Source organism: Aquimarina sp. RZ0 (assembly GCF_008370685.1).
GTDB lineage: Bacteria > Bacteroidota > Bacteroidia > Flavobacteriales > Flavobacteriaceae > Aquimarina.
On sequence record NZ_VTZU01000033.1, the window covers coordinates 67,596 to 77,172 of the forward strand.

General features: G+C 31.0%; 9 protein-coding genes. 7 read left to right on the forward strand and 2 right to left on the reverse strand.

The window, feature by feature from the left end:
- Positions 1–159: 159 nt before the first annotated feature.
- Both F0000_RS13815 and F0000_RS13820 read right to left on the reverse strand, forming a co-directional pair.
- The gene (locus F0000_RS13815; protein WP_149625312.1) at positions 160–753 is read right to left on the reverse strand and encodes an FMN-dependent NADH-azoreductase; all 594 of its coding nucleotides are present in this window, start codon (positions 751–753) and stop codon (positions 160–162) included.
- A gap of 49 nt (positions 754–802) precedes the next feature.
- On the reverse strand, positions 803–1,384 hold the full coding sequence (locus F0000_RS13820; RefSeq protein WP_149625313.1) for a TetR/AcrR family transcriptional regulator: 582 nt from the start codon (positions 1,382–1,384) through the stop codon (positions 803–805).
- A gap of 449 nt (positions 1,385–1,833) precedes the next feature.
- Here F0000_RS13820 and F0000_RS28280 point away from each other — a divergent pair, with 449 nt between their 5' ends.
- From F0000_RS28280 to F0000_RS13855, 7 genes are all read left to right on the forward strand, one after another.
- On the forward strand, positions 1,834–2,085 hold the full coding sequence (locus F0000_RS28280) for a hypothetical protein (protein ID WP_255452750.1): 252 nt from the start codon (positions 1,834–1,836) through the stop codon (positions 2,083–2,085).
- Positions 2,086–2,733: 648 nt separating this feature from the next.
- Positions 2,734–4,593 (forward strand): carboxypeptidase-like regulatory domain-containing protein, encoded by a 1,860-nt coding sequence (locus F0000_RS13830; RefSeq protein WP_149625314.1) that lies wholly within the window; start codon positions 2,734–2,736, stop codon positions 4,591–4,593.
- Positions 4,594–5,497: 904 nt separating this feature from the next.
- Complete coding sequence (locus tag F0000_RS13835) at positions 5,498–5,974, forward strand: hypothetical protein (protein ID WP_149625315.1); 477 nt, start codon at positions 5,498–5,500, stop codon at positions 5,972–5,974.
- 125 nt (positions 5,975–6,099) lie between these two features.
- Positions 6,100–6,471: a hypothetical protein gene (locus tag F0000_RS13840; RefSeq protein ID WP_149625316.1), complete on the forward strand. Its 372-nt coding sequence runs from the start codon at positions 6,100–6,102 to the stop codon at positions 6,469–6,471.
- Positions 6,472–6,642: 171 nt separating this feature from the next.
- Positions 6,643–8,322: a PhoX family phosphatase gene (locus F0000_RS13845; RefSeq protein ID WP_149625317.1), complete on the forward strand. Its 1,680-nt coding sequence runs from the start codon at positions 6,643–6,645 to the stop codon at positions 8,320–8,322.
- Between the two features lie 228 nt (positions 8,323–8,550).
- Positions 8,551–9,084 (forward strand): molybdopterin adenylyltransferase, encoded by a 534-nt coding sequence (gene mog / locus F0000_RS13850; protein WP_149625318.1) that lies wholly within the window; start codon positions 8,551–8,553, stop codon positions 9,082–9,084.
- A gap of 81 nt (positions 9,085–9,165) precedes the next feature.
- Positions 9,166–9,483 (forward strand): tRNA (adenosine(37)-N6)-threonylcarbamoyltransferase complex ATPase subunit type 1 TsaE, encoded by a 318-nt coding sequence (locus tag F0000_RS13855; RefSeq protein ID WP_255452751.1) that lies wholly within the window; start codon positions 9,166–9,168, stop codon positions 9,481–9,483.
- The last annotated feature ends 94 nt before the right edge of the window (positions 9,484–9,577 follow it).

Consider the following 9,577-nt stretch of genomic DNA (forward strand, 5'->3'; position numbering starts at 1 on the left):
TAACATTACAGACGAAAAAAGTAACAAAATATGGACGAATTTCAGCCATTTTTTAGGAAATAGAAAAAGTCAAGATGAGTTCTTTATATAATGCAACTGTTGCAAAACCTATTTGGTTGTTTTAAAGAAATTTTATATTTTAATTTGTATTAGGATTCTTTAAAACGATAACTCGGCTACTTTTGTGGTAGCAGCTGTTATTACTTTTTCTGGATTAGCCATAATTTCATCAGATGCAATAAATTCTATCTCTATAATTCCTAAAAAATTTAGAATTGTTTTCATATATCCAGACGTATAATCTACATCTGACCCCAGTTTAGTTCCTCCGGTAGTTATAATCACATATGCTTTTTTGTTTTTTAATAATCCCTCAGGACCATGTTCTCCATATTTAAAACTAATTCCGGCTCTGGAGATGAGATCTATATAGGTTTTTAATCCAGCAGAAACAGTAAAATTATACATGGGTACTGCAAATATATATAGGTCTGCTTCTACAAACTCTTTGGCTAGAAAATTAGACGATTTTACCGCTTCTTTTTGCTTGTCAGTTTGTTGCTCTTCTGGTGTAAAGTATGCAGAGACACTCTCATTATTGCCTAGTTTTATTTGAGCATCATAATAAGTATCCCTATGTAAAACGGTTAATGGCTCATTCTGTTCTAGTCTTTGCTGTAGTATATCAGCTAATTGTCTACTTATTGAGGATTCTTTTCTAGGACTACCATCAATTCTTAAAAGTTTTTTCATTGTTTAAATTTTTATTTGAAACAATCGTTTCAAATTGGGTTAAAAAAAATTAATATAATATGTATAAAATATTGTTGACTAAGTTTCTGAGTTCTTCTTCGTTTTTATTCAAGATACCTGTCATTCTCAGCCCTTGTAAAGAAGTGAATAAATATAAGGCATATTGACTAGCAGTTTGCTTTTCATTAAAAATCTTTTGCAGCTGTCCTTTATTAATAATGTCTTCTATCATAGCAATCATTTTATCTTGGTTTTTTTCTACAAAAGAATGAACTATTGGCTCTTGATTTGCCATTTCTGATGTACAATTCACCAGTAAACAACCTTTTTTGTCGTCATCTTCCAAAATACTTTTTAGCGTAATCTCAAAAATTACTTTTATAGCGTCTGCAGTATTGTAAGTCTTTATCAGCTCTTTTTCAAAACTTTGATCAATATCATTTTTATAAAAAGAGAGTACTTCCATAAAAATCCCAAGTTTACAACCAAAAGAATTATAAATACTAGATCTATTAAGATTTGTAACATCAACTAAATCCTGCATAGAAGTACCATTATATCCTTTTTTTTGAAATATTTCGGTAGCTTTTAGCAAAACTTGATTTCTGTCAAATGTTTCTACTTTAGGCATAATTTAATTGAAATGATCATTTCAAAATTAATTAAAACTAAAAACTTTTATTGTTATAGAAATGCTAAAGTATTATTACCTGATAGAAAATTTAAAATGGTATTATGCTACGAAAAGATTGACTCAACAAAAAAGATTTCGTCTAATGAGTTAATATACTTACAAGAAGTTGTTCAGCTTTCGATTTCTTTCTACGGATTACAATCGTAAAAAGCTTTAATTATTGAAAATGAGGAGCTTATAGGGTGATTAAAAACAGCTTCGTGGGATCAACCTCAAATTACAGTTTCTTCTCAATTATTTGTTTTTTGTGATTACAATAAAAGAAAAGATACGCATATTGATGAGTATATTCGGTTAGTAGTGGAAACACAAAATATTCCTATAACTGCTCTAAATGGATATGGTGATTTTATAAAGAATAGCTTGTCACAGAAAACAGATTTAGATTGGGAATCCTGATCAAAAAACTCAACAATTTAGCAGTATCTAATTTATTAATGGCTAGTCCTGAATTAAAGATTGATGCTTGTGTTATGCAAGACTTTGATTATAAGTTATATAATAAAATTATAAATCTTAGCAAGAAAGGTCTTAGTGCATCAGTTTTGGCTACAGTGGGGTATAGATCAAAAGAAGATGAAACACAATTCAGATTAAAAGTTAGAAAGCCTTTTGATCACCTGTTTGAAGACATTTAGTTAGTATTGCTCTATTAATCTGAGTTTCTATTATTACTGTATAAAATATCTAAAATACTAATCAAAAGGAGTGCTTTGATGAAGGAAAGTGTATCGAGAATGTAATTTTAGATTTCAAAAGTACTTTTGATAGAAATTATTAATGACCATGATAATACCATATACTTGAATTTCAGTCGATTAATTCGCAAATAGTAATTATTTTTTTGTAATTTTAGAAATAACGTAAAAAATAAAATAATCCCATATCCATATTATTTGGATATGGGATTATTTGTTTAACAATAAAATCTTTAAGACTATTATCAGCTTGATTTCAATTTAGTGCTTGTATCTATATCAGAATTTTATCTATTGAAAAATGCGAAGAAATATTAGGACAAAAATAGACTGCTGAAAAACTTACCGTCAAAAAAATTAAGATAGAGACAGTAGAATTGAGTGAATCAGATTACTGATATAAATGCAAAAAATGAATGGAATTTTGAATAGGTATACTATGGAGATGAATTACAGAGATGCTTTTGCGAAGATTACCCAATTAAAAACACCATCAGAAAAATTTAGGAATGTTAATTAATATATCAATACTTGGCGGAACCCGAAAAACCAATATAAAAGAGTAGGGAAATTTAAAACCGATTAACCATGAAAAAAATATTTTTAAAACAAGTACTCTATGCATTGATCATTGCTTTTTCTGTAACTGCTTGTGATAAAGATGCAGATCTTATAGAAAATCCAGAAAACGTAATTGCAAACGATTCGTACAAAAAATCTGAATCAAGCGAAATAGATGATACACTATTCGAATATATTAGGAAATACAATGGAGAATATGTCAAAGCTAACTTTATAGGTAGAATCGTAAATGAAAATGATGAACCTATAGAAGGAGCCAGGGTACTCTTAGGAACACAAGAAAAGGAAACTGATCAAAACGGAATTGTATCTTTTACAAATGCTCAAGTACAGCAGTATTTTGCATATATACGTGCTTTTGCCGATGGATACCTGGACGGTTCTCGGGTGATCGTACCTAATCTTGATAGGGGTAACCAAAACAACTTTACCATCAAACTTTTTAAGTTTAAAGAAACAGCACGTATACACTCAGCAGAAGGCGGAAAAGTAAGTTTTGAATCTGAGAAAGGTGAAGGTTTTATAGTTTTTAATCCAGGGTTTACCGATGAATCCGGCAATCAATACTTTGGTGATGTTGCCGTAAGTGTTAATTACTTAGATCCTCTCAATCCCGATACGGCAAACACTATGCCTGGAGACTTATATGGTTTTAGACAAGATTTTGAACAAGTTGCTCTGGGGTCTTATGGTATGGTACTAGTAGAACTAAGAGGCGCGACTGGAGAGAAATTACAGATCATTGACCCCGCAAAAATAATCATACCTATTCACCCAGATCAGATAATCACCGCTACAAATGAAGTACCCATGTGGTCTTTTAACGAGCAGGTAGGTGTATGGTATGAAGAAACTTTAGCATATAGAAACGGAAATCATTATGTGGCAGAAGTATCACATTTCTCTTTCTGGAATTGTGATGCACCTTTCCCCGTTGTCAATTTTTCTGCTACTGTTATTGACGCTATAACGTCAAATCCTTTATCAGGATTAGGTGTTGAAATCACATTTAATGGGTTTCCAAGATATGCTACTACTAATGCTACTGGAATGGTAAGCGGGAAAATACCTGCTAATCAAATCATGGAAATTAGAATACTTGATAATTGTGGGAATGTATTATATTTCGACCCCTCTTTTGGGCCATTTACAACCACAACAAATGTCACAATTCCTGTAACTTTAAACCCTCTTCAAACCTTCACTTTATCAGGTAATGTCAGTGATTGTTCTAGTTCACCTGTAACGAATGGTTATATTACGCTTTCCTCTTCATCAGGGCAACACATTATCGGGATTTCGGTCACAGCAGGTTCGTATAGTTATACAGGCATTGGTTGTGTTCTACCTTTCAATATCACAATTGTGGGAGTAGATTTATCAACAGCACAAGGTTCAACAACAATCACTACGGTAAATCCAGGTGCAAATACTCAAAATATAGTAATTTGTGGCGGTCTTGCCAATGAGTATATACGATATCGTATTAATACGACCACAGGTCCTTACTATTATGATTTATTACAGCCTTCTGGAGGTATAAGAAGTAACAGCGCAATTGTGCGTGCATCGAATACTACAAATACAACATATATATTTAGTAACACGATAACACCTGGAGTTGGGTACTCATTCGGTACTGGACCCAACACTATGTATATAGAAGCTTTAAGCCATATTGATGGATTAGATGGTAATGCAACTATGGCGCTTACTACTCCTATGACTTTTGACTTAGTAGCCATTACACCTGGTACTGGAGGTATAGGCCAGTATATATCGATAGACTTTGCTGGTAATTATGTAGATAATAACGGCACTACAAATATGATTCAGGGTGAAGCTCGTATTTATAGAGATTATTAATGTAATGTTTTATACTTCAATTTTGGGTATTTATACGTAAATGATCCTGAGACTTAAAGGTGTATGTAATATACATCTTTAAGTCTTTTTTCTGATATAGGTTATGAAGTTTTTAATATAGCGCAAGGGCATTGAAATTTCTGACATTCCATTAAATACGTGAAGATCCTTTGTTTTATATCATTTTAATTTTGAAATCGTGTGTATAGAAATTGAATTTATTTTTTAATTATTTAAGGCAAAAAATCTAAACATAGCCTTAGTTACGGTTATATTTTTTAAGAAATAAATCCTTGTATGTAGAAGAAATACTTAGAGTATGTTTAAAAACCCTTCTGCCTGCTGGTAATTACTTTGACAACCTTGACTTTACTTCAAAAAAGCAACATATCTCGATATGTCGTCGATTTGAAGTGTCGTCAGAACACCAAACTACTGACAATCAGTTTACATTGTTTTTAAACATGCTCTTACGATACTTTTAGCTTACAAATTGAAATCTCAGAGATGAGAACATTTATATCAGTACAATCTATTTTTTTTACAATTTTGACATTAAAAATTGATGAACGACTGAATAGCAATCATTGCATTTTGCACGACATTTATGACTATTTTTTTCTATAAATGAGTGATAAATAACTATCATGTTCAAGCCTATCAAAAAAGCATATCATAAGTCGTTGTCTTAGTCATTTATGAACGGATACACTCAGCTAAAGTTATCATAAAGAAGCGAAAAAGTAGAGGGAAACTTATTATTTAAATCAAATGCAACTAAGTTGCTTTAATAATTATTAATATTATATTTGCAACTCAGTTGTATTAGTAAATGCGATTATTTATAGAAACAGTAATTCCTGATGAGTGTTTAGAAATAATAATCGAAAAATATATATAAAAAATGATAATTAAAGAACAAGTACTAAATGCGCAAGAACTATGGGGTAATGGCATAGTTAAAATAGGAGCGTTAAAAGACACTAGGGTTGAATGTGAGAATTTTGCAAACGAATTTCTTAAAGAACGTTATTCTTTTGATAATGGTCCCGTTTTATTTAAGCCGACCAAATGCGAAATAGAACAATTTAGACCTACACAATTAAAAGCCTTGTCTTATTTTATTGCAGGTGACGACCAGGCTTGTGATGAAGATAAAGGATTTGCAATTAATCCTTGGGCAAAGGTAAGGTTTGAAAACACAAATCTAATATTAGAAAAAAATCGAGCAATTGCCATGGGAAATTATTTCTTTACCGATTTACAGGGCAATGAAGCAAAAGTTGAATATACATTTGGATATAAACTAATAAATGGAGTACTCAAAATTGATGTACATCATTCTTCATTTCCTTATACTATAAGTAAAGCAACAGTATAATGACTACATGCTTTTATCTTATCTGTCCTACTGATTGTTTAGAATATACTATCAACAAAAAATTTAGGCATAACAATTATTTTTATGCTTCACTTGGTAATTCTTTTATCTACGATAGTAGAACAATGGAATACTTAAGGGGATTTATAAAAAAGCATAATATTAGAGCCATTTATTTTGTGCTTTCTATGGATAATAAAATCATTTTAGATGCATTAGGCAGTAATGAATTTTCTAGTATTGGAGCATTAAATAATTTCTATAAGGAAATTAGAAGGCAAAAAAAACGTTCAAAAATATCGTTTGAAGTAGGTAATCCTCAATTCGCAATTCTTTCTTATTATTTGAATAAAAAGATAAAAGAACTGGAGTTACAATTAAATAATTTGTCAAAGCTACCTATTAAAATAAGTGGTAAAATATATAACAGAAACCAGGATGCATTTACTACTATATATCCTGATTTAGTTTGTTTAGAAAAGTACCATTTAAATTAAAAAGATAAACTATTGATTTTTTTAATCAAAAATAAATTAAAATTTGACCAGACGAGGCACTTTTTATAGTCTATAGTAGCACTACAGACGAAAAAAGTAACGAAATATAGACGAATTTCATTTTTTTTTAGGAAATATAAAAAGATAAGATGAGTTCTATAGAATAATAGTATGAAATATAATAGAAGACAGTTTATTTTTTTTATAGGAAAAGCCAGTTTGGGAGCTGTAATTATGCCTCAGTTTTTAATAAATTGTGGTAATACAACGACACCAACCAATAATTTTAGTGCAATTTCTGATGAAAGACTTAATGAATTAAAGAACCTTGTTTTAGAGAATTTACTTCCTTCTGATAAAGATGATTTATTAGTAGCTAATGGCTTAGATTATCACCCTATAATAAAATGGGGCGATAAAATTAATGATACAGATACCTTTGGATTTAATAACGATTTTACCTGTTTTATTCCTTTTGATGATAACAACCCTAAAGACGGTTTATTATGGGTAAATCATGAATATGTAAATCCGCTTTTTGTTTCTGATTTTGATTCTAAAAAATATGAAAACTCATCTAAGCATAGAACGATACAACAAGTTGATAAAGAAATGTACAATGTTGGTGGAAGTATTGTACGAATTAAAGAAGAAAACGGAGTATGGAAAGTTGTTAAAAACGACCCACACAATATACGTATAACTGCTAAAACTGCAATAAAATTAAACTGGGATAGTCCTATTAAAGGAACAACTACTGTAATTGGAACACATAGTAATTGTTCTGGTGGTATTACTCCCTGGAAAACATTTATTACTTGTGAAGAAAATTACGATAGCTGTTTTGGAGAAACTGAATATGATGAAAATAATGTAGCTACGCACAGACCAAGCTGGCTAGGTTGGGAAGAATTTTATAACTATCCGCCAGAACATTATGGTTGGGTGGTTGAGGTGAATCCAAAAGACGGAACAGCTCAAAAACATATTGCCTTAGGTCGATTTGCTCACGAATGTTGCACATTATACGAACTTACAGATAAGCGAGTGGTTGCATATACTGGCGATGATAAAAACAATGAACATTTCTATAAATTTGTTTCTTCCAAGCCAGGTTCTTTAAAGGAAGGAACACTATATGTAGCCGATACTATTCATGGAAAATGGCTTCCTCTGGATTGGGAAAACCAAACCATTTTAAAAGATAAGTTTAAAGACCAAACAGAGGTATTAATTAGAGCAAGAGAAGCTGCAAAATTATTGGGGGCTACAGAGTTAAATAGACCTGAAGATATCGAAATTGATCCTATTACTGGAAATATATTTATTTCTTTAACCAATAATACAGATAAAAATGATTTTCATGGATCTATTCTTAAAATTGAAGAAACCAATGGAGAATTTGATGCTTTGAGCTTTAAAGCATCTACTTATAAAGCAGGTGGAGAAGAAAATGGTTTTTCTTGTCCAGATAATTTAGCATTCGATTTGTCAGGAAATCTTTGGATAACCTCAGACATGTCCGGAAGTTCCATGAATAGAGAAGATAAAGCCTATATAACTTTTAAGAACAATAGTCTATTTGTAATTCCCAGATACGGTAAAGATGCAGGAAAAGTAATTCAAGTTGCTTCAGCGCCAAAAGATGCAGAACTTACCGGACCTTGGTTTTCACCAGATGGTAAAACACTTTTTTTGAGCGTACAACATCCAGGGGAACAAACTAAAGGTTTAAGTTTCCCCACCAGCACATGGCCTTTTGATGAAGATAATATACCAAAACCTGCTGTGGTTGCTATCACAGGTGATTTAATTGAAAAAATGAATGTACTTAATAAAATAGAAGCCTAGATTTATACTCCATAACTTAAACCCATATTATGTACTAGAAGATTTATTACACCTTAAAATCACTGCAAAATATAACATTTTATTACATTTTTAATTTTAACCATAGCGATGCTATGCTAAAACTTAGAAAATATCATATTTTATAGTTCTTTCAATTCTTATCACAAAGTTCCAATGCATAAAAATGCAGGTTAACATATATAAAAATAATCTTAAGCAGTACAAAAAATGTCAATAGCGAGAATAGGTATTATTACAGTAAGTGACAGATGTCATAAGGGTGTTTATGAAGACATCAGCGGAAAAGCTATTATAAATACACTACATGACTATTTGGTTTCAGAATGGGAAAACGTTTATAAAATAGTCCCCGACGAACAAGAGGATATTGAAAAAACAATTATCGATATGGTCGATAATGAAAAATGTTGTCTGGTTGTTACAACAGGAGGAACAGGTCCAGCCAAAAGAGATATTACCCCCGAAGCTACAGAAGCAGTATGTGATCGTATGATGCCTGGTTTTGGAGAACGTATGAGAGCTGAATCTTTAAAATTTGTACCCACTGCTATTCTATCACGTCAAAGTGCTGGACTTAGAAAGAATAGTTTGATTATTAACCTACCAGGAAAACCAAAATCAATTAGAGAATGTTTAGATGCCGTTTTCCCTGCGGTACCTTATTGTATAGATCTTATGAATGGCCCATATTTAGTATGTAATAACGAAAATATAAAACCATTTAGACCAAATAGTAAGTAAAACCCTTTTTTTAGCATCATTATTTCTAAATGCACAACACATAAAGTAAATTCTATTTATATTATATATAACCTAATAAAGATGAAGAATAAAAATATGGAAGCTATTATAACCGTTGTTGGATTTTTAGGTGCTGGCAAAACAACATTGCTAAAACATTTGATAGAAAATTTTTCTATTAATGGATGGAGTCCTTTTGTTATTCTTAATGATTACGAAAATGCAAATATGGATGTTCAACAATTTTCTAAACAAATTGAATTAAAGAATATCAAACCTTTAAGTGGTAGTTGTATTTGTTATACTGGTATGGTTGAACTCAGAAACACGGTAAACAGAATCCCTGAAAGAGTAGATGGAATTACGTTGATTCTGACTAACGTAAAATTACACTACTGATTTACAGTTATTTGCAAATCATCATTAGTTAATCCAAATTTATCAATTTGTTTTCTAATTCTTTTCACTAGTCCTAGTTTTCTTTTTTGATCGA